This is a genomic window from Thalassolituus sp. UBA2009, from assembly GCF_002335285.1.
Taxonomy (GTDB): domain Bacteria; phylum Pseudomonadota; class Gammaproteobacteria; order Pseudomonadales; family Oceanobacteraceae; genus Venatoribacter; species Venatoribacter alkanivorans.
On the sequence record NZ_DDCJ01000110.1, the window covers coordinates 1,574 to 20,417 of the forward strand.

21 protein-coding genes are annotated in these 18,844 nt (G+C 53.6%); 13 read left to right on the plus strand and 8 right to left on the minus strand.

The genetic code is table 11. From position 1 onward, the window contains the following. The 3 genes from B3P58_RS14090 to djlA all read left to right on the plus strand — a co-directional run. Positions 1–519: aminoglycoside phosphotransferase family protein (locus B3P58_RS14090; RefSeq protein WP_286718430.1), on the plus strand; the 519-nt coding region annotated here is incomplete at its 5' end. After that, positions 516–1,208, plus strand: a complete 693-nt coding sequence (gene murU / locus B3P58_RS14095; protein ID WP_286718432.1) for an N-acetylmuramate alpha-1-phosphate uridylyltransferase MurU — start codon at positions 516–518, stop codon at positions 1,206–1,208. The genes B3P58_RS14090 and murU, both read left to right, overlap by 4 nt. Next, a complete protein-coding gene (gene djlA / locus B3P58_RS14100; RefSeq protein WP_286718434.1) occupies positions 1,205–2,029 on the plus strand; it encodes a co-chaperone DjlA in 825 nt (274 codons plus the stop codon). The genes murU and djlA overlap by 4 nt, the downstream gene beginning before the upstream one ends. A 12-nt stretch (positions 2,030–2,041) precedes the next feature. Here djlA and B3P58_RS14105 read toward each other — a convergent pair whose 3' ends face one another. From B3P58_RS14105 to trhA, 3 genes are all read right to left on the minus strand, one after another. Further along, the gene (locus B3P58_RS14105; protein WP_286718437.1) at positions 2,042–2,287 is read right to left on the minus strand and encodes a hypothetical protein; all 246 of its coding nucleotides are present in this window, start codon (positions 2,285–2,287) and stop codon (positions 2,042–2,044) included. 9 nt (positions 2,288–2,296) lie between these two features. After that, positions 2,297–2,731: an alternative ribosome rescue aminoacyl-tRNA hydrolase ArfB gene (arfB, locus tag B3P58_RS14110; RefSeq protein ID WP_286718439.1), complete on the minus strand. Its 435-nt coding sequence runs from the start codon at positions 2,729–2,731 to the stop codon at positions 2,297–2,299. 91 nt (positions 2,732–2,822) lie between these two features. Continuing rightward, positions 2,823–3,476 (minus strand): PAQR family membrane homeostasis protein TrhA, encoded by a 654-nt coding sequence (gene trhA, locus B3P58_RS14115; RefSeq protein ID WP_145466404.1) that lies wholly within the window; start codon positions 3,474–3,476, stop codon positions 2,823–2,825. Between the two features lie 106 nt (positions 3,477–3,582). Here trhA and B3P58_RS14120 point away from each other — a divergent pair, with 106 nt between their 5' ends. Continuing rightward, complete coding sequence (locus tag B3P58_RS14120) at positions 3,583–3,864, plus strand: GIY-YIG nuclease family protein (RefSeq protein WP_286718443.1); 282 nt, start codon at positions 3,583–3,585, stop codon at positions 3,862–3,864. Between the two features lie 40 nt (positions 3,865–3,904). Here B3P58_RS14120 and B3P58_RS14125 read toward each other — a convergent pair whose 3' ends face one another. Continuing rightward, positions 3,905–5,386, minus strand: coding sequence for a hypothetical protein (locus tag B3P58_RS14125; RefSeq protein ID WP_286718446.1), 1,482 nt, complete (start codon positions 5,384–5,386; stop codon positions 3,905–3,907). A gap of 229 nt (positions 5,387–5,615) precedes the next feature. On the opposite strand from B3P58_RS14125, the gene B3P58_RS14130 reads away from it, so the two are divergent. The 4 genes from B3P58_RS14130 to gspD all read left to right on the plus strand — a co-directional run bounded on the left by B3P58_RS14130 (position 5,616) and on the right by gspD (position 11,468). Continuing rightward, positions 5,616–7,691 carry a neutral/alkaline non-lysosomal ceramidase N-terminal domain-containing protein gene (locus B3P58_RS14130; RefSeq protein ID WP_286718448.1) on the plus strand — a complete coding sequence of 692 codons (2,076 nt, stop codon included), beginning with the start codon at positions 5,616–5,618 and terminating at the stop codon, positions 7,689–7,691. 183 nt (positions 7,692–7,874) lie between these two features. Then, a complete protein-coding gene (gene gspN / locus B3P58_RS14135) occupies positions 7,875–8,645 on the plus strand; it encodes a type II secretion system protein N (protein WP_286718450.1) in 771 nt (256 codons plus the stop codon). Between the two features lie 33 nt (positions 8,646–8,678). Next, the gene (locus tag B3P58_RS14140; protein ID WP_286718452.1) at positions 8,679–9,548 is read left to right on the plus strand and encodes a type II secretion system protein N; all 870 of its coding nucleotides are present in this window, start codon (positions 8,679–8,681) and stop codon (positions 9,546–9,548) included. A 12-nt stretch (positions 9,549–9,560) separates the two neighbouring features. Next, positions 9,561–11,468, plus strand: a complete 1,908-nt coding sequence (gene gspD, locus B3P58_RS14145; protein ID WP_145466398.1) for a type II secretion system secretin GspD — start codon at positions 9,561–9,563, stop codon at positions 11,466–11,468. Positions 11,469–11,535: 67 nt separating this feature from the next. On the opposite strand, the gene B3P58_RS14150 is transcribed toward gspD, so the two are convergent. Together B3P58_RS14150 and sodB are read right to left on the minus strand one after the other, a co-directional pair. Then, positions 11,536–12,123: a Maf family protein gene (locus tag B3P58_RS14150; RefSeq protein WP_286718455.1), complete on the minus strand. Its 588-nt coding sequence runs from the start codon at positions 12,121–12,123 to the stop codon at positions 11,536–11,538. A 78-nt stretch (positions 12,124–12,201) separates the two neighbouring features. Next, positions 12,202–12,783: a superoxide dismutase [Fe] gene (sodB, locus tag B3P58_RS14155; RefSeq protein ID WP_286718458.1), complete on the minus strand. Its 582-nt coding sequence runs from the start codon at positions 12,781–12,783 to the stop codon at positions 12,202–12,204. 311 nt (positions 12,784–13,094) lie between these two features. Between sodB and B3P58_RS14160 the strand changes: the two genes are divergently transcribed. Both B3P58_RS14160 and B3P58_RS14165 read left to right on the plus strand, forming a co-directional pair. Further along, positions 13,095–13,913, plus strand: coding sequence for a hypothetical protein (locus B3P58_RS14160; RefSeq protein WP_286718461.1), 819 nt, complete (start codon positions 13,095–13,097; stop codon positions 13,911–13,913). Next, on the plus strand, positions 13,913–14,785 hold the full coding sequence (locus B3P58_RS14165; RefSeq protein WP_286718462.1) for a hypothetical protein: 873 nt from the start codon (positions 13,913–13,915) through the stop codon (positions 14,783–14,785). Before B3P58_RS14160 ends, B3P58_RS14165 begins: the two co-directional genes overlap by 1 nt. On the opposite strand, the gene B3P58_RS14170 is transcribed toward B3P58_RS14165, so the two are convergent. Together B3P58_RS14170 and B3P58_RS14175 are read right to left on the minus strand one after the other, a co-directional pair. Continuing rightward, the gene (locus B3P58_RS14170; RefSeq protein WP_225693073.1) at positions 14,782–15,192 is read right to left on the minus strand and encodes a hypothetical protein; all 411 of its coding nucleotides are present in this window, start codon (positions 15,190–15,192) and stop codon (positions 14,782–14,784) included. The genes B3P58_RS14165 and B3P58_RS14170 overlap by 4 nt on opposite strands. Before the next feature lie 17 nt (positions 15,193–15,209). Further along, the gene (locus B3P58_RS14175; RefSeq protein ID WP_145466393.1) at positions 15,210–15,701 is read right to left on the minus strand and encodes a hypothetical protein; all 492 of its coding nucleotides are present in this window, start codon (positions 15,699–15,701) and stop codon (positions 15,210–15,212) included. A gap of 193 nt (positions 15,702–15,894) precedes the next feature. On the opposite strand from B3P58_RS14175, the gene B3P58_RS14180 reads away from it, so the two are divergent. The 3 genes from B3P58_RS14180 to B3P58_RS14190 all read left to right on the plus strand — a co-directional run. Further along, on the plus strand, positions 15,895–16,596 hold the full coding sequence (locus B3P58_RS14180) for a DUF2846 domain-containing protein (protein WP_186435766.1): 702 nt from the start codon (positions 15,895–15,897) through the stop codon (positions 16,594–16,596). A 90-nt stretch (positions 16,597–16,686) separates the two neighbouring features. Next, positions 16,687–18,195 carry a fumarate hydratase gene (locus B3P58_RS14185; RefSeq protein WP_286718466.1) on the plus strand — a complete coding sequence of 503 codons (1,509 nt, stop codon included), beginning with the start codon at positions 16,687–16,689 and terminating at the stop codon, positions 18,193–18,195. A 320-nt stretch (positions 18,196–18,515) separates the two neighbouring features. Beyond that, on the plus strand, positions 18,516–18,844 hold a 329-nt coding region (locus B3P58_RS14190; RefSeq protein WP_286718469.1), incomplete at its 3' end, for an alkaline phosphatase.

The following is an 18,844-nucleotide window of genomic DNA, read 5'->3' on the forward strand; positions in this document are numbered from 1 at the left end:
TTATTAAAAGCCAATGCGCTGGCGCAACCGGTGGTGGCTGTGCACCGCGATTATCATTCACGCAATCTGATGCTGCGCGCTGACGGTTCGCTCGGTGTAATTGACTTCCAGGATGCGGTGGCTGGTCCGGCCACCTACGACCTGGTGTCTCTGCTGCGCGATTGCTATGTGCGCTGGCCGGCGGCGCTGGTTGATGAACTGGCAGCCTCTTACTGGCAGCAGGCACGTCCGCGCGGTATTTATCTGGGCGAATGGAACCAGTTCCAGCGCGATTTCGATTTTATGGGAATGCAGCGTCATTTAAAGGCCGCCGGTATTTTTGCGCGGCTGAATCTGCGTGACGGTAAGAGCGGTTATCTGGCGGATATTCCTAACACCTGTCAGTACCTGCTGGAAATCAGTGGCCGTTATGAAGAATGTGCTGCCTTCCATCAGTGGCTGGCTGAGGTCTTTATCCCGCAGCTGGATAAACTGCCGGCTGTGGGTGCTGACCAGCGTCGTGACAGCAGCGCTGAATGAAAGCCATGATTCTTGCCGCCGGTCGCGGCACCCGGATGGCGCCGCTGACCGATAATTGCCCCAAACCGCTGCTGCCGCTGGCGGGTAAAGCGCTGATTGTTCACCATATCGAAAAACTGGTGGCCGCCGGCATTACCGGGCTGGTGATCAATCACGCCTGGCGTGGCCATATGCTGGAGCAACAGCTGGGCGATGGCTCTGACTTTGGTGCACAGATTCAGTATTCGCCGGAGGCCAGTGCGCTGGAAACCGGCGGCGGTATTCTGCAGGCCTTGCCATTATTAACCGCAACAGGGCAGGAGCCGTTTTTGCTGGTTAACGGTGATGTCTGGACCGACTGGGATTACCGGCAGGCGCTGCAGGTTTCACTGGCAAATGATCTGGCGCATTTATGGCTGGTGGATAACCCGGAACATAATCCCGCCGGTGATTTTGCTCTGCGTGATGGCAGGGTTCTGAGTGGCGGGAATATTCACCACGATCGCCTGACCTTCAGTGGTCTGAGTGTGTTGCGGCCACAATTGTTTGACGCTCAGGAAGCGGGGGCTTTTCCGCTGGCACCGTTACTGCGCCGGGCAATGGACGCCGGCCGTGTGGGCGGCACTCATTTGCGTCAGCGCTGGGTGGATGTCGGTACGCCACAGCGACTGGCAGAACTGGATGATTATCTGCGGACGACGGCTTTATGAATTTCTGGTTTGGTAAAGCCATGGGCGCGGTGATTGGTCTGTTCAGCGGCGGCCCTTTTGGTTTGCTGGTCGGCGCCTTTGCCGGGCATCTGTTTGATCAGACACTGGGGAAAGTGTTGCTCGGCCATGAGCCCGCGTCGGCTACCGGCAGCCGCAGCGAACGGGCGCAGGTGCAGCAGGTGTTCTTCCGCGCGACTTTCCGTGTGATGGGACGGCTGGCCAAGGCCGACGGCCGGGTCAGCGAGCAGGAAATTGATGCCGCCAGCCATATCATGGATCAGATGGGACTGACCGGGCCGCAGCGTAATAATGCGATTCAGTTTTTTACCGAAGGCAAAGACCCGGATGTGGATTTAATGCCGGATCTGAACCGGCTGCGTGAGCTGTTCGCCCAGCGTGCCGGACTGGCGCAGATGTTTCTCGAAATTCAGCTCAGCGTGGCTTATGCCGATGGTCGCCTGTCGATTGAAGAGCGGCGTCTGTTTGACCGCATCTGCCGCGCGCTGGATATCGGTGCTTTTCAGTTTGAATGGATTAATGGCCGGGTGCAGGCGGCGATGCGCGGTGCCGGTCAGCGCCAGCAGCAGTCGCGGCCGGGTGCGCAGCCACAAAGTCAGTTGCGTGATGCCTACACCGTGCTGGGCGTTACCCCCGAGGCAACGGACGATGAACTGAAAAAAGCCTATCGCCGTTTAATGAGTCAGCATCATCCCGACAAGCTGGTGGCCAAAGGTTTACCCGAGGAAATGATGAAACTGGCGAAAGAAAAAACCCAGGAAATCCAGACCGCTTACGATCTGGTGCGCAAAGCGCGGGCTTAATCTTTATGCCTGCTAGCGACCAGGGCGGGTGAAGCGCTCGCTGGCTTTCTTATCCAGCCAGCGTCCGAGCCGGAGCAGCTCCAGATGGGCAATAATCAGGCTGACCAGCAGCAGGGCAAAGCCGATTACTGGCCAGCGGCTGGAAATAATCCAGGATGCTGCATAAATTGCGATAATCGATAGCAGCACTTTGCTGACAATATTGAGCAGGAACTCCCAGGGACCTTTGCCTGGCCGTTGTGTTTTTCTGATGGGCATGCGTAATTCTCAGTAATCCTTTACTTTGCCGCGCATATTTTTAATCGCACCGCGTTTGGTTTTGCTGTCGACCCGTTTCTTTTTCGCAGAACGGGTCGGACGGGTGGCAATGCGTTTGGCCTGAACTTTGGTTACGCTCTGAATTAATTGCTGTAAGCGGGTCAGGGCATCCAGCCGGTTCTGTTCCTGAGTGCGGTATTGCTGCGCTTTGATAATAATAACGCCGTCCTGAGTGATGCGCTGATCACGCAGTTCTAACAGTTTTTCTTTATAAAATTCCGGCAGATTGGATGCCTGAACGTTAAAACGCAGATGAATGGCGCTGGACACTTTATTCACGTTCTGACCGCCGGCGCCCTGGGCGCGTATCGCGGTCATATCGATGTCAGACCAGGGAATGCTGACGCTGTGGCTGATAAACAGCGGGTCGGTAATATCGTTCATGCGTTGCTTTAACGTCGCCTTTTTTTAATGGCTGGTTTTAATCCGTGCTTTTAACCGGTGCTTTTAACCGGTGCCTTTAGACCGGTACTTTTTAGACTGGTACCTTGGCCAGATGAAAGGCAATGGCCCAGAAATGACAGAAGCCACCGCCAATCACAAATAAATGCCAGATTTCGTGGAAGCCAAACCATTTCGGCCAGGGGTTCGGCCATTTGGTGGCGTAGACCACCGCACCAATGGTGTAGCTCAGGCCGCCGTAGGTAATCCATTCCAATGCACCGGCGGGAATCTGATCGAGCAGCGGATAAACAAACACCACCAGCCAGCCCATCAGCACATAAATGACGGTGGAGAACCAGCGTGGGGCGCTGATCCAAACCAGTTTAAGAATCACACCGGTCAGAGCCAGTCCCCAGACCACGCCAAATAACCACCAGCCGCTGCTGCCGTGCAGAGGCACCAGACAAATCGGTGTATAGGTGCCGGCAATCAGCAGAAAAATCGCCATATGATCGATGCGCTTCAGCCACTGAATGACCTCTTCTGAAGCATGGATCATGTGATACACCGTGCTGCTGGCAAACATCAGCAGCAGCGTGGCACCAAAAATCATAAAGGACACCATATGCCAGACACCGCCGTACATGGCAGCCTGAGCGGCGAGAATACAGAGGGCGACAATGGCAAAAACAGCGCCGGCCAGATGGGTCAGGCCACTGATGGGATCACGGAAAACAGCATGCATAGCGTTACAACTTATTTATGGTTTGGGTGAGAGCTGCGTATGATACGGCTTTTTATCCGGGCCTGTTAAATCAGAGTGTGCAGGCCCGGCCTGTCTGAGGATTAACGTGCCCGCGGATTCTTCCCCCTGCTGGAGCCTGTATCTGGTCCGTATGGCCAGTGGTCAGCTTTATTGTGGTATCAGTACCGATGTTGAACGGCGCTTTGCCGAACATTGCGCCAACGGCGCTAAAACCGCGCGCGCCCTGCGTGGCCGCGGTCCTCTGGCGCTGGTGTATCAGGTTTCAGTGGGTGCGCATGGCGATGCGTTGCGGGCGGAAATGCGGGTAAAGAAACTGCCTAAGGCCGAAAAAGAGAAGCTGGTACGTGCTGAGCGTCCCTTGCCCTGACGCCTGTCTGAGCAAGGGAGTTGTGATTTCCTGGAAATAATTAACGGCGACGACGAACAACCGCAGCCAGTGCCAGTAACCAGATCAGGGCACCACCGGACGAGCCGGATTTTTTGCCCGGCTCGGCTGGGTCTGGGTCGATAATGCCATCAGCATTGCCATCCATTAACGTTGCTTGTGGGAGATTTAGCCCAGGCACCTGTTCCTGAGTGCCAAACACCCACAGCGCTTCATTCTCACTGTTTTTACTGTTGTTCCAGCCGCTGAACCGCAGGCCATCACAGGCATCAGCGGCACTGGCACACTGGATATGAGCCAGATCGAAGTTCTGATCCGGAATCGGCGAGTTATCTCCTCTGCCCTCGGTACGTTTTGCCAGATCCCGGGCGGCGTGGGTGTCTGTGACGTCAGTCAGCTTCATGCCACCGCTCTCGCCGGTCAGGGCACCGATAAAGCGGTTTGTGGCAGTGTTCTCAGGCAGGTGTACCGTGCTGATCACCCGTAACAGGGAACTGCTCTCCATGGCGCCGGCAATGCCACCGGCACGGGCATTAATCTGATCATCAAGATTGACGGTGCCGCTGGCCAGACTGTCGCTGATATCGGTTTCATGTATGGCACCGGCAAAGGCACCTACTTTGGTGCGGCCGCTGACCGTTGTCGCAACAAAGCTGCGTTTAATCGTACTGCTGATGGCCGGATTCGTTGATGAGGTCGCTGTCATTCTGCCAACCAGACCACCGATGGTTTCATCGCCGCTGACGTTGCTTTGTACGCCCACTTCATCAAGGTTACTGTCGATGAGGTAGCCGGCCAGACCACCGCTGCTCTCTTCACCGCTGACGGTGGTTTTCAGCAGAATGCAGTTGATCATCAGCTCTTCACCTGAACCGATCAGGCCGCCGTTATCACGGGCATCGCAGAACGGTTGGCAGTTTTGCACTTCACTGGCGGTAGCCGTTACTTTTGTCTCGGCCTGAATTTTCTGGAACAGGCTGCGCCAGGCGTAGCCTGTCAATGCCCCGGAGTTACCACCACCTTTAATATCAGCGGTCAGTATCAGGTCATGAATGCTGGCGAGTTCCAGGTAGCCGAACAGTCCGGTGAAGTACTCGCCGGGACGATTAATCGTGAGATTGAGTAACGCATGGCCCTGACCGTGAAATTCCGTGGCGAACTTCAGATTGAAGTTACCAATCGGCTCAAAGCCTTTGCCTTCATTCCAGAACTGATCCCCCTCATCGAAGAGGCCATTGCTGTTGGTATCGAAATTCAGGTTGCGGGTCAGCTCGTAGCCATTACAGCCGCTGGCCGGACAACCGCCATTGGCACCGTACAGGTGGGTGCCCTGAATTTCTGCCGGGTGTTCGGCCGATGTGTTATTGCGGATCTCATTCAGATCCTGCAGGTCTTCGATTTCAATCAGACCATTGTGGTCGCTGTCATAGATATCTCGGGGGGCAGCGATGCTGAGTGCCGAGGCAAAGGCCAGCAGGGCGGGAATGAAGGGGGTTAAACGCATAACGGCTCCGGACGTCCTGTTCTCAAAAACGGAATGATAATGGATACAATTTGATACAAAAATCAAAAATGTACCGATTTCACTGTTCCTCTGATGAAACAGCTCAGGCCATGGGTTGTACCCTGCATAAGCCACCGATCGACTCTGGCGGATTTGGATAGTGACCACTTAAAGTGGGTGTGGTACAAAAGTACACAATTGCCAGACAATAACAATAAAGGTCGTTCTTATGCGTGTTCTTCTCTCGCTGTTAGTGTTCGTCTCGCTGACGGGCTGCGCAGCTACTCAGGAAATTTTTGTTCAGCAACCTTCCGCTCATAGCATCGTGGCAGAAAAAGTGCCGACGGCAGGTGCGGTATCGGTCGATATTACGCCGCCGCCGGGTATGCCGATGGGTGGCTATTCGGTGATGGCTAACCGTGGTCAGGGCTTCCGTACCCGGATCAAGGCGCGGGTGGTGTATATCAATGATGGTAAAGGGCAGTCAGTGGCGCTGGTGCAGACTGACCTGACGGCTGCTTCGCTGTTGTTGCAGCATGAAGTAGCCGCGCGGGTGGCGGAAAAAACCGGGCTCAAGCCGGGTGATATTGCCATTACGGCTTCCCACAGCCACTCGGCGCCGGTGAATTTCTTTGATAACGATTTTTATAACAAGCATATGTCCAGCGGCCAGTGGCTCGAACCGGATTTTCTGGAGTTTGCCGCAAGCCGTATCAGTGCCGGCATTATTCAGGCTTATGAGTCGCGTCGTCCGGCTAAAATCGCCACCGGCAAAAAAGACATTTACGGCTACAACCGTAACCGCTCCCTTGATTCTTATGTGCTGAACAGCGATGTGCAGGGGGTGGATCTGGATGACCCGCAGGCTAAATTTGAAGCTGTTAACCCATCGCTGTATATGGTGCGGGTGGATGTGCGCGATGATGACGGGAAATATAAACCACTGGGTGCTTTCTCCAGCTTTTCAGTACACGCTACGGCGCTGAGCGTACCGGTTGAAGTGTATAACGCAGACCTGTTTGCTTACGCGCAGAAAGATCTTGAGTGGAAAATCCGCGACCGCTACAAAACCTCCTGGCCAGTCGTGCATGCGCTGAGCACCGGTACTCAGGGCGATATGGCACCGGCACTGGAAGAGCATGGTGATAACTACTTCGGTCATTTCGATGTCGACTGGAAGGCCGCGAAAAAGCTGGGCCAGGGTATCGGTGGTGAAGCCATCAGTCTGTTTGAGGCTCTGGGCTCAGAGCTGAGCAGCGATATTCAGCTGGCCAGCGCCGCGCGCGAGCTGAATATCCGTGAGCATACCAAGGCTGGTGACGTAGAAATCTGTCATGACGCAGCGGTAGGCAATACCGTAGCGGCCGGTGCTTATGAACGCCGAACGCCGTGGCTGAGCGCGATTCCGTTCTTCCATGGTGGCAATGTGATGGCGCGTCGCTGGTGGTTCTTTAAAGATGGTTGTCAGGGTAACAAGCGCCATCTGGGGTTCTCTTTCCTGCAGCCGCTGCTGGAGCCCAAAGACAGCTTCCCGAATACCGTGATGTTCCAGCTGCTGCGCATTAATGACATGGTGGTTCTGCCGCTGCCGTTTGAAACCACGACTGAATCCGGTCGTCGCATTTCGGCCGCCGTCAGTAACACTTTTGCTGCTGCCGGTGAGGATGTGAAATACGTCTGGGTGGCCAGCAACGCCAACGGTTATTTTGGCTACACCACCACGCCGGAAGAATACTCCCGCCAGAATTACGAAGGCGGTCATACCTTGTATGGCCAGTACACTACGCCTTATCTGGCAGCACAGCTGGGTACGCTGGCACAGGATTTTCTGCAGAATGGCCGCGTGCAGGAATTAAAACCGGAATGGCGTTATGAACTGAAGGTTAACCACTTCCTGCCGGAGGTTGTTGTCAGTAACGGCAAGCGCGAGTGGCTGCAGCTTCCGCATGAGGTAAGTGCTGAAGAGCCCAATGAAGAAAACTACGTAGCAGTACAGTGGCTGGATCTCGGCCCGGATCAGATAGCCTTTGATCAGCGTCTGGTGCGTGTTGAACATAAAGTCGGTGATCAGTGGCAACAGCTGGTGATCAATGGCGAACCCGTGCACGATGATGGCTACGATATCGAAGTGCGTTATCTCGATGACAGCGACAACGGTATGGCGGAATACGAAAGCCGCTGGTATAACCCGGTGGTTGGGGGAGAATACCGCTTTGTCATCGAAGCGCGGGACAATCAGCCGCAGATAACATCGGCCAGCTTTACCTACGGGAGTGGCAGTGCAGGTGTTGCCTTAGCTGAATAACGTCTGAATTGGGCTGTGGCGTGGTGGAATAACCCCGTCGCAGCGCCGGAATTGACGCCTGATGCCGGAGTTTCTGCAAGAATCTCCGGCTTTTTTACAGTAATGTCACATTGCTCCTTTAGATTTGGCGCCCCCGTTGAGTAGAATGACCCGCTGATATTTCCAGGGATAACAACAAATATCATGTTCAAAGCCATTTGGGCGGCCCGCTGGTTTGTAGTGCTGGGCGTTTTAACCTTCATTTTTGTTCTTGTCATCAATACACCGCTGCATTTTGTCTGGCGCTATGTTGAGCCACAGGCAGGACGTCTGCCGTTAAAAATTGAGCAGGTGTCCGGCACGTTATGGGATGGCCGTCTGCGTTTTGCTGTTCCGCAACTGCGGGATCTGGGCAGTCTCGATGCCCGCTGGCAGCTTAGCCCTCTGGCGCTGCTGGCTGGCCGCGCTGATTTTGATTTAAGCGTGCTGGGCGATGGTGTGCGTTTAAAGAGCGCCGCCCGCATTGGCCTGGATCAGCAATTGCAGATTCTCGGTGCCGATGGTTATCTCAACGCTGATAAAATCCAGCCGCTGCTGACCCGCAACCGGGTGTCGGTTGCCGGCGAGTTTGAGCTGAGCCGCCTGCTGGCCAGTGTGAATCTGCAGACCCGGCAATTCACCGATGTTTCCGGCCGACTGGTGTACAGCGGTGGAGAGGTTGGCTTCCCGGTAGATAACAAGCCTATCCGCGCAACCATGCCAATGCTGATCGGCACACTGGGAATGGAACCGGAAAAAGCCGTGCTGAATATTGAAACAACGGAAGGCCAGGCATTAATCCAGGGCTTTATGCAGCAGGACGGCTGGGGCGGGATCGCTATCCGCCGGCGCTTTCTGGATGTGTTAGGGCAGAAGTGGCCAGCCGAAGCCACAGAAGAAACAGTAATTTTTGAAGTGTCTCATAAGGTTCTGTAACCTTGGGCGCTTCGTTTACGGAGTAAGAACGTTTTGGCAGATAAGGTGGCTGAGTTAATGAGCTGGCAGCGCTGGACGCTGGTGCTGGGGAAGACAGCCCTGACCGTCCTGTTATCCTGGCAGCTTGCGCATCTGACCTGGCTGATTGTGGCACCGGAACCGCTGCTGCTGAAGGCGCCATCGCAGTCCCGCGGTGATGCACAGAACGGCGGGACAGTGGCAGGGACAGGCCAATATCATTTGTTCGGGGATGTTACCGCACAACCTGTTGAGGCTGTTGCCAAAGAGGTAGATGCTCCGGATACACGCCTGCGACTGCAGTTGCTGGGTGTGACCCGCAGCACCAGCAATGAAGCATCCAGTGCCATCATTGCGCCGAAAGGTGGTCAGGGAGAGTTTTACCGCATCGGTGATGCGGTGCAGGGACGTACACGTCTGGCCGGTGTCTATGACGATAAAGTCATCCTCGACACTAACGGCAAGCTGGAAACCCTGAAATTTGACGAAGAATCCACCGCCGGCATCACGGCCAGAGCGGTTGCTGCGCCACGCCCGGAGGTTAACCGCAGTGGTTCTTTGCGCGAGCGTTTTAAGCATGTTCGCAGTCCGTCAGAATTTATGAATATGGTTACCGAAGAGGTTGCCGGAGATGCGGAAGGCGCCATGCAGGAAATGGGGCTGGAAGCCATAGGCTCAGGTCAGGGATACCGTGTGCAGCCCGGATCGGTGCTGACAGCCTTGCAGATGCAACCCGGTGATATCGTGTTGTCAGTTAATGGCCAGGCGCTGGGTGATCCGCAAAGCGATCAGCAGTTATTGCAACAGGTAAGCAGTGAAGGCAACGCGCGCATTGAAGTGCAGCGTGGCAACAGCCGTTTTGTTGTTAATCACAAGATTAATTAAAGGATATTGAGTGTGTTAAAGCAGTGGGCATTCGTCATCATGCTGTTGGTCAGCGCCGTAACACAGGCCGCGCAGGACAGCTGGCAGATTAATCTGAAGGAAGCGGATATCGGTGCCTTTATCAGTCAGGTCGCTGATATTACCGGCAAAAGTTTTGTCATTGATCCGCGGGTTAAAGGCAAAGTAAACGTGCTTTCCAGCGAAGCGATGAACAAAGAAGGCGTTTACGAGCTGTTTTTATCGGTGTTGCAGGTTCAGGGCTATGTGGCTGTACCGGCCGGAGATGTCATTCTGATTGTGCAACAGAACGATGTTAAACAGCAGGGACGTGATCTGGATGAAAGCGTCGCAGTCGACAGTCAGGAACTGCTGACCAAAGTCATCATGATTAAAAATACCCCGGCGCTGGATCTGGTGCCGATTCTGCGTCCGCTGGTGGCTAAGTATGGTCATCTGGCCGGGGTGAAATCCGCCAACGCCCTGATTATTTCTGATCATGCCGCCAATATTCAGCGTATTGAGCAAATTATTGACCGCCTGGATAAATCCGGCAGTGAAGAGCTGGAAGTGATCCAGCTGAAAGAAGCCTGGGTTGGTAACGTGGTTACCATGCTGCAGAGCCTCGATCCGGCCAAGGTATCACAGGGGACAGCTGCCAATGCTAACGAAAATACCGCCGGCTCTATCCGTGTGGTGGCCGATGAGCGCAGCAATCGTCTGATTATTAAGGGTGAGAAAAGCGCCCGCGAACGTATCCGCAAACTGATTGAAGAGCTTGATCAGCCATCGTATTTCTCCGGCAGCGCCAAGGTTATCCGCCTGCAGTATGCCGATGCGAAAAAACTGTCTGAGCTGCTGAAAAACCTGTTGTCGGACGCGTCTTCTGCCGCTGATAAAGATGCCTCGCAAGCTAAAGGAAAAGCCGGTATTCATGCCGATGAAGAGCTGAACGCACTGGTGGTTCGCGCTGAGCCATCACTGATGAAAGAAATTGAAGAGCTGGTGGCGGCGCTGGATGTACGCCGTGCACAGGTGCTGATTGAATCGGCCATCGTCGAAGTTACCGGTGATATCACCGATGCGCTGGGCGTGCAGTGGGCAACCGGTAACCTGGATGCGCCGGTGGCAGGCACCAACTTCTCTAATTCCGGCCCGTCACTGAGTACGATTGCTACCGGCATTGCTACCGGCAATCCGGCTTCGGCCCTGGGCAGCGGCCTGACCATTGGTGGTTATCATGAAGTAAACGGCGAAGTGGATTTTGGTGTGATTCTGCAGGCGCTGGCCAGCAACAGTCTGACCAACCTGCTGTCGACGCCGAGCATCATGACGCTGGATAACCAGGAAGCAGAAATTATTGTCGGCCAGACCGTTCCTTTCCGTACCGGTTCTACGGCTTCCAGCAGCAACACCAACCCCTTTACGACGATTGATCGTAAAGACGTCGGTATTTCTCTTAAAGTTAAGCCGCATATTCATAATGGCGAAGCTATTCGCCTGGAAGTGGAAGCGACGGCTGAGTCGGTATCGCAGACCACTATTGATGGCAGTGCGGACCTGATTACTAACAAGCGCTCTATCAAGACTATGATTTTGTCAGAGAACGAAGAAACCATCGTACTGGGTGGTCTGATCCGTGACGATATCCGTGAAGTGGAAAGCAAAGTACCACTGCTGGGTGATATTCCCCTGCTGGGCTGGTTGTTTAAATCGAAGTCGGTGACACAGGTGAAGAGCAACCTGATGGTGTTCCTGCGTCCGACCATTGTGAACAATACCGGCGTTGCGCGTAAGCTGACGGAAGATAAATACAACGGCATCTGGGAATTCAGCCTGTCGGATAAACTGGGCCGGGAAGATGTTGACGCCCAGCTGGAAAAACTGTTCCAGGGATTACCGGGTAATCGTAAGAAAGATTAACAACACCTGCAGTGTTGCCGATAAAAAGCCCCGTTTTACGGGGCTTTTTATTTATCGCTCTTTTAAATTATCGAGCAAGTTCCAGTGGATTGATTCCGGCTTTGCGCATTAAATCAATCAGGCCGATTAATGGCAGACCGATCAGGCTGGTGCCATCACGGCCTTCCAGTTTTTCAAATAAATTAATGCCCAGCCCTTCCACTTTAAAACTGCCGGCGCAGTCATAAGGCTGCTCGAGTGCGACATAACGTTCGATCTCTGCCTCGCTGAGATTGCGGAAATGCACATGGAAAGGCTCGGTCAGCGAATAATATTCGCCACTGTCACCGTTCAGCAGGCACAGACTGGTATAAAAACTGACGCGCTGGCCATTGGCGCGTTGCAGTTGTGCAACGGCGTTGTCGTGGTTGCCGGGCTTGCCGCAGATCTGGTTATTCAATACGCAGGTCTGATCACTGCCAATAATCCAGTGCTGCGGATATTGTGCGGCCAGTGCCCGGGCTTTTTCGTACGCCAGACGGGCGACGTAATCCTGCGGCGATTCGTTTGTTGATGGTGTTTCGTCAATATCCGGGCTGGCGCAGTCAAAAGGAATACGTAAGCGGGTCAGTAATTCGCGGCGGTAGGGTGAACCGGAGGCGAGCAGTAGCTTCATAGTTTTACCGTTTTCACAGATATGCGGATATAAAAAAACCGGGTAAAAACCCGGTTTTCTTTTTACCACAAAGGCCGATTAAGCAGCGAAGTTCGCGTTGGCGAATTCCCAGTTAACCAGAGCCCAGAAACCTTTCAGGTAATCAGGACGTACATTGCGGTAATCGATGTAGTAAGCGTGTTCCCACAGGTCAACAGTGATCAGTGGAGTCAGACCTTCAGTGATCGGAGTGGCGGCGTTGGAAGTGTTAACAATATCCAGAGTACCGTCAGCTTTTTTCACCAGCCAGGTCCAGCTTGAACCGAAGTTGTTAACAGCCATATCGTTGAACTTGGCCTGGAAATTAGCAAAAGAACCGAATGCTGCGTTGATAGCATCTGCTACTGCGCCAGTAGGCTCGCCACCGCCGTTAGGGCTCAGGCTGTTCCAGTAGAAAGTGTGGTTCCAGATCTGGGCTGCGTTGTTGAATACGCCACCGGAAGAGGTTTTGATGATTTCTTCCAGAGTTTTGCCTTCAAACTCAGTGCCACCGATCAGACCATTCAGCTTAACCACGTAGGTGTTGTGGTGCTTACCGTGGTGGAAATCCAGGGTTTCGGCAGAAATGTGCGGTTCCAGTGCGTCTTTTGCGTACGGCAGGGCAGGTAATTCAAATGCCATGGTGTCTCTCCATTCATTACTGAGTCGGGTTGCATATCTTGCGGGATTATCAAAGCTCTGTAAGGATCGGCCATTACAATGCTAAACCGGCAGAACTTCTTTAGAGCCCGAATCATAGCACCACTGTATTTGGGGTGCTATTCATGCGGTTTGTAGGGGTATTGAACAGACTGTCTCTGTTACATGCTATAAGCCTTTGGCAAGGCGTATGACAGCCAGAACAGAATAACAGCGTTCAGAATTTATACTGACGGCAGATGCCGTTATACTGGGCGCAATAATAATGACGACGTTTTCGTGGGGGCAAAAAAATGGATAAAGAAAAAGAACCGCTGGTGCCGGATATGAAGCCATCGCAGGAAGATATTGCTCTGCGCCAGAAACAATTGCAGGCCCGCCGTATTGCCGCTCAGCGTGCTGCAGCAGCAAAAGCAGGCCCATCGGCAGCAGCGCTTGCAGCAGCTCCGGCGCAGAAACAGACGCTGGCTGTTGTGGCATTGGTGGTCGCTCTGGGAATGGGAGGGCTGGCAGGCTTTCTGTTTATGCAGCTGCAGACTCTGCAGGGACAGTTTGCCAACGCTGAAACCCTGCTGAAAAGTCAGGCTGCCAATATTAATGTGCTGAATGAAAAGCTGTCGGTTACTGGTGAAAATGCCAACCTGTCGCTGGATGCTCTGAAAGTGATTATCAAAGAGCACGATGCCGAAATCCGTAAGCTGTGGGATGTGGCGAATAAGCGCAATAAGGCTGATATCGCCAGCAATGAAAAAGCCATTACGGCGTTAAAAGGATCGCTGGCCGGTCTGGATAAAGAGCTGAAAGCCAGTAATGACAAACAGCAGAAAGCTCTGGCGGCAAACGATGCTGCGTTGCAGAAAAAACTGGATGCCAGTCTCGCCGAGATGAAGAAGAAGATTGCCAAGGTCGAAGCTCAGGTTCTGGCAATGCCGGCTGAAACCGAGCTGCGGGTGGCGCAGAACACTGAGTCCATTCAGTCTCTGGAAGCGGCAATGACCAAGATGCGTCAGAGTGGTGCTGGCGGTAACCTGGCCGATATGAAGCTGGAAATTGAGGATATTCAGATCCGTCTGGATCGTATCCAGAACGCCCTGGGTGGCAGCGCACAGTAATGTCGCTGTCCGCTTTATGTCAGCGTGGTGCCACGGCACCACGTCTGTCTCTTGAGCAGGATGCGGCGCTGCTGCGTCGTGAACTTGCCACTTCTTTTCGTACCCTGACATCCGTTGAAGTCGCCTGGCAGCATGGTCAGCGTGCGGCTACGCCGGGAACGGCATTTTTCTGTGGTTATCAGGCGGCAATGCGCCAGCTCGATCCACAACTTGCAGCCGACGCCTGGGCGGCATTCTGTATTTCAGAAGCCGGGTTACGTTCTTTGCGGCAGATGCAGACCCGTTTTGATGAGCGAACTTCCTGCCTGAATGGCGAAAAATCCCATGTCATGCTGGCCCGCCGTGGACTCGACCTGTTGTATGTGGTTGCTGTCTGCGATGACGATCTGGTGTGTGTGCAGGTAACGGCGGATGCCGCAGGGGTTGAACCTCTGGAGGCGCGTAAAGAACAGCCCTTTCTGCCGGATGTTCCCCATACGCCGGTGCACTTCAGTAATGTAACTGTTACCTCTGCTTATCGTTGCCTTCATGCCCATCAGCAGCTGAACAAGCCCTTCCGTTACTGGGAAGATGTGCACGTGGCACTGGCATTCAGTGGTTGGCTAATGGCTAATGCCGACGCTGACAATACGCATTCGCTGGTCGCTGCGGCGGGGCGGTTGGCAGATATCTTCTCTGCCCGGCCAAAGGATTATTCTCTGGCGGCTCTGGATGCGCTGGAGGATGTACTGGCCTGTCAGGATGAGCTGCTGCCGCTGTTAGCCGATGATGTCAGAGCATTGTGGTTACGTGACCGTATTTTGCTGCAGCTTGCAGTGCCTTTGCGGGGAAAGATCCGTGCGTCTCTGATGGCCGCGCAAGCCAGCGTTTAACGGACGGTAATGGTCACCGATGCGGCGCCGGTGCTGACGTTGGTTGGCAGGGACAGGGGAGCGGTTTCTATTGCCGGCATCTTCTCGCTGTCGCGGGCAGTCAGTGTTTCGCTGTCCAGATTGTCAGTGTTCTGGGTATGCGGATCGACGTCAATGCTGTCAGGGGTTTTGACAATCGTTTGCGCCATCTCCTTATTCAGCAGTCGTGAAAACTGAATGCTTTGCGAGGTTGAGCGGTTATAGCGCTGTGCGTGACTGTAATCGTAATGGTGGGTGCGCTGCCTGGCTTCTTCGATGGCGGTGAATATATCGTTTGAGTAGTACTCGTCATGAGGATTAACCGCCGCCGCGCAGAAACTCAGCGTGGCAGCAAGAATACCTGACAGGCCCGTCATCACTGTTTTCATGATCACCTCCGTTACGCTCAGGGCTTGTAACTGGCCTTGATGGTCACGGTTGCGCGGATGTCTGTGACACGGCTGTTTTCTGAGCGGGCTTCGCGTACGTAGATTTCCTGAGAGCGTTCAACGACGGTCTCATCGTCAGGCTTGTCCTGCTTTTTCTTGGCTTCGGCCAGGGTTTCCTGCTTACTTTTGCGTCCCTGAGCGATATCGCGCACAGGTTGCTGAGCTTCCAGCGCGGCCGCTTCACCTGCAGCGGTCGGACCCATCGCACCTTCAACCACTTCAGCATCCATTTCGGTGTTGAGTAATTTAGGCAGAGGGAAGCTTTTTGATGTGGTGCGGTTATACCAGGAGCGGCCAACATACTCGCTGTTAACCGGATTGCGCTTGGCATCTGCGACCGCATCTTCCAGGTCCGTGGAATAATAGGATTCATTCACTGGTGCAGCCTGTGTGTGGGCAGCAGTCAGTGTCAGCAGAATACAGGCGGTGATGTAACAGGATCTTTCCATGAGTTGACCCCTTTTGTTTTTGTTATTTTTTGTAATTATGTCATCATAGCAAGCTGAGTTTTTTATGTACACTGGCCAGCCGGTTTTGTGGTGTAAATTTTGTCGGGCACGAGGCTCCGGCAGACAGCATCGCAGAGTGGGCGCCGTATGTCGTCAGGTACTGCTTTTACCCAACACGGGCAGGAAAATAATAATGATAAGAATCGTGTCACTTGGTCTTTCTTCTGTGCTGCTTTCATTGCTGCTGGGCGGATGCACCATCCATCAATCCGTCGGCGACAGCTTCGGCTCGTATGTCTCCGAACCGGATGGCCAGAATTTCAAAGCCGTTGGTTACCGTTGGGATTACGAAAATACGGCCCTGATCTATGTTTACCGCCCGGCGACCCAATGGTCGATGGATGAGCTGGAAACCCCAAGTTTCAATGTTGACGGTGAGCGTCTGTTCAATATCAAGGGCGGCGGTTACACCTGGTATGAAATGGAGCCAGGTGAGTACGATATTATTATTCGCCGTGGCCTGTTGGGCTTGGAAGGGGTTGGTGAGTTTGTTATCAAACGCGTGGCGCAGCTCAGGCTCGATGTTAAGCCAGGCAAAGTGTATTACCTGCGCTATTCCGAAATTGACCCGCCAGCGCTGAAGCCGGATCTGGAAGATATCCCTCTCGGGGATGGTCCTTTACAGCTGGTGGCGCCAAGTATTGCCCTGTCAGAGTTGCCGGTAACCAAAATGATTCACCATGGTCGTGATCGTCTGAAGCCGCGTCCGGTGGCAGAAGAAGAAATGGCCGATAAGGTTTTCGATGGTTCTTCCGCTGATGATGACGGTGCCGTCGATGAATCCGGCGCCAAAGCCAAGCCTAGAACTAAAGCCGAGGAATGGTGGCCGTTCTAGACCGGCAGTAGTTGGGGTACAATAGGCCGACTGTAACGCCCACCGACGTGGGCGTTTTTACACCCGCGAGCCTATGAGAGAGAACCCGTCATGACTGTGATCAAGCAAGAAGACCTGATCCAGAGCGTCGCTGATGCACTGCAGTACATCTCGTACTATCACCCGAAAGACTTCATTGATGCCGTGCATGCGGCCTATGAGCGCGAAGAGTCCAAGGCTGCGAAAGACGCCATGGCGCAGATTCTGATCAACTCCCGTATGTGTGCCATGGGCCACCGTCCGATCTGTCAGGACACCGGTATTGTTACCGTATTCCTGACCATTGGTATGGACGTGAAATTCGAAGGCGATATGAGCGTTGAAGATATGTGTAACGAAGGCGTACGCCGTGCTTACACCCATCCTGACAACGTGTTGCGCGCCTCTGTTCTGGCTGATCCGGATGGCAAACGTGCCAACACCAAAGACAACACACCGGCCATCATCCATATGAAATTGGTTCCGGGTAACACCGTGGACGTGCATGTGGCTGCGAAGGGCGGTGGCTCCGAAGCCAAATCCAAGTTCGCCATGCTGAACCCGTCTGACTCCATCGTTGATTGGGTACTGGAACAGGTACCTAAAATGGGTGCTGGCTGGTGTCCGCCGGGTATGCTGGGTATTGGTATCGGTGGTACCGCCGAAAAAGCCATGATGCTGGCCAAAGAAGCACTGCTGGAGCCAATCAATATTCAGGAGCTGCAGGCCCGTGGTGCACAGAACCGCGCCGAAGAACTGCGTCTGGAACTGTTCGAAAAAGTGAACAAACTGGGCATTGGTGCACAGGGTCTGGGTGGTCTGACCACGGTACTGGACATCAAAGTGGCTGATTACCCGACTCACGCGGCAAACAAGCCGGTGGCGATCATTCCTAACTGTGCAGCAACCCGTCACACTCACTTTGTGCTGGATGGTTCCGGCCCGGCAGTTCTCAAAGCGCCGAAAGTGGAAGACTGGCCACAGATCACCTGGGAAGTGGGTGACTCTGTACGCCGTGTGAATCTGGACACCATCACTCCGGAAGACGTAAAAGACTGGAAAACCGGTGAAACCGTATTGCTGTCCGGCAAGATGCTGACCGGCCGTGATGCGGCGCATAAGCGTATGGTCGATATGATCGCTAAAGGTGAAGAGCTGCCGGTCGATCTGAAAGGCCGCTTTATCTATTACGTGGGCCCGGTTGATCCGGTACGCGAAGAAGTGGTTGGTCCGGCTGGCCCGACGACCGCCACCCGTATGGATAAGTTCACCCGTACCGTGCTGGAAAAAACCGGTCTGCTGGGTATGATCGGCAAATCTGAGCGTGGCGACATTGCCATCGAAGCCATTAAAGATAACGAAGCGGTGTATCTGATGGCCGTTGGTGGCGCAGCTTATCTGGTATCTCAGGCAATCAAGAGCGCGAAAGTCGTCGGCTTTGATGACCTGGGCATGGAAGCTATCTACGAATTTGAAGTCGAAGATATGCCGGTCACCGTGGCCGTGGACACTAAAGGCGAGTCGGTGCATAAAACCGGGCCGCAAACCTGGTACGCTAAAATTAACGCGACCGAAGCCTGACCAAAGACGGGTAAGCGTTAAACCGCGATGAATAAAAAAGGAGCTTCGGCTCCTTTTTTATTGCCTGAAAACCAGAGTATGCCGTAATCCAAAGTCGTTATCGGCTTTGTACAGCGTTTTTTTTGAGTGTCATCCTATTGTCATTTCTCATAGTTACTTTGATTGCGCTTTTAAAACCGGAGTATTGAACCGGGCAAATAATAAGAGCAGTGAAATGCTGTCTTTGTCTGGACTTAAGATGTCGCTGAATTCCATTTCTTTCCGGATTCTGGTGGTTTCTTAAATATAAGCCGGCTGTCATTAATAATCGGGAGCACACTATGAAACTGGAACGTCTTAAACTGCCGGTGGCTCTTCTGCTGAGCCTTTCGGCGACTGCGGAAGCCGCACCGTTAAACAACAGTCAGCTTGAAAATGCCTGGTATAAAGATGCGCAGGCTCGCCTGAACCAGCGGTTAGAAGCTGCACAGAAAAGTCCGAATGCCAAAAATGTAATTCTTTTTGTTGGCGATGGTATGGGTGTGTCAACATTGACTGCCGCCCGTATCCTTGAGGGGCAGAAGGCAGGAAAATCAGGAGAAGAAGGATACTTAAGCTTCGAGTCATTTCCCTATACTGCTCTGGTAAAAACCTACAACGTCGATGCGCA

Coding starts and splice junctions, on each gene's coding strand:
- B3P58_RS14125 (WP_286718446.1), bottom strand. CDS start 5,386: ATGCGTTTAACCCCCTTCATTCCCGCCCTGCTGGCCTTTGCCTCGGCA.
- B3P58_RS14165 (WP_286718462.1), top strand. CDS start 13,913: ATGTCGCTGTCCGCTTTATGTCAGCGTGGTGCCACGGCACCACGTCTG.
- gspN (WP_286718450.1), top strand. CDS start 7,875: ATGTTCAAAGCCATTTGGGCGGCCCGCTGGTTTGTAGTGCTGGGCGTT.
- B3P58_RS14130 (WP_286718448.1), top strand. CDS start 5,616: ATGCGTGTTCTTCTCTCGCTGTTAGTGTTCGTCTCGCTGACGGGCTGC.
- arfB (WP_286718439.1), bottom strand. CDS start 2,731: ATGAACGATATTACCGACCCGCTGTTTATCAGCCACAGCGTCAGCATT.
- B3P58_RS14150 (WP_286718455.1), bottom strand. CDS start 12,123: ATGAAGCTACTGCTCGCCTCCGGTTCACCCTACCGCCGCGAATTACTG.
- trhA (WP_145466404.1), bottom strand. CDS start 3,476: ATGCATGCTGTTTTCCGTGATCCCATCAGTGGCCTGACCCATCTGGCC.
- B3P58_RS14185 (WP_286718466.1), top strand. CDS start 16,687: ATGACTGTGATCAAGCAAGAAGACCTGATCCAGAGCGTCGCTGATGCA.
- B3P58_RS14175 (WP_145466393.1), bottom strand. CDS start 15,701: ATGGAAAGATCCTGTTACATCACCGCCTGTATTCTGCTGACACTGACT.
- B3P58_RS14160 (WP_286718461.1), top strand. CDS start 13,095: ATGGATAAAGAAAAAGAACCGCTGGTGCCGGATATGAAGCCATCGCAG.
- B3P58_RS14170 (WP_225693073.1), bottom strand. CDS start 15,192: ATGAAAACAGTGATGACGGGCCTGTCAGGTATTCTTGCTGCCACGCTG.
- sodB (WP_286718458.1), bottom strand. CDS start 12,783: ATGGCATTTGAATTACCTGCCCTGCCGTACGCAAAAGACGCACTGGAA.
- djlA (WP_286718434.1), top strand. CDS start 1,205: ATGAATTTCTGGTTTGGTAAAGCCATGGGCGCGGTGATTGGTCTGTTC.
- B3P58_RS14105 (WP_286718437.1), bottom strand. CDS start 2,287: ATGCCCATCAGAAAAACACAACGGCCAGGCAAAGGTCCCTGGGAGTTC.
- murU (WP_286718432.1), top strand. CDS start 516: ATGAAAGCCATGATTCTTGCCGCCGGTCGCGGCACCCGGATGGCGCCG.
- B3P58_RS14180 (WP_186435766.1), top strand. CDS start 15,895: ATGATAAGAATCGTGTCACTTGGTCTTTCTTCTGTGCTGCTTTCATTG.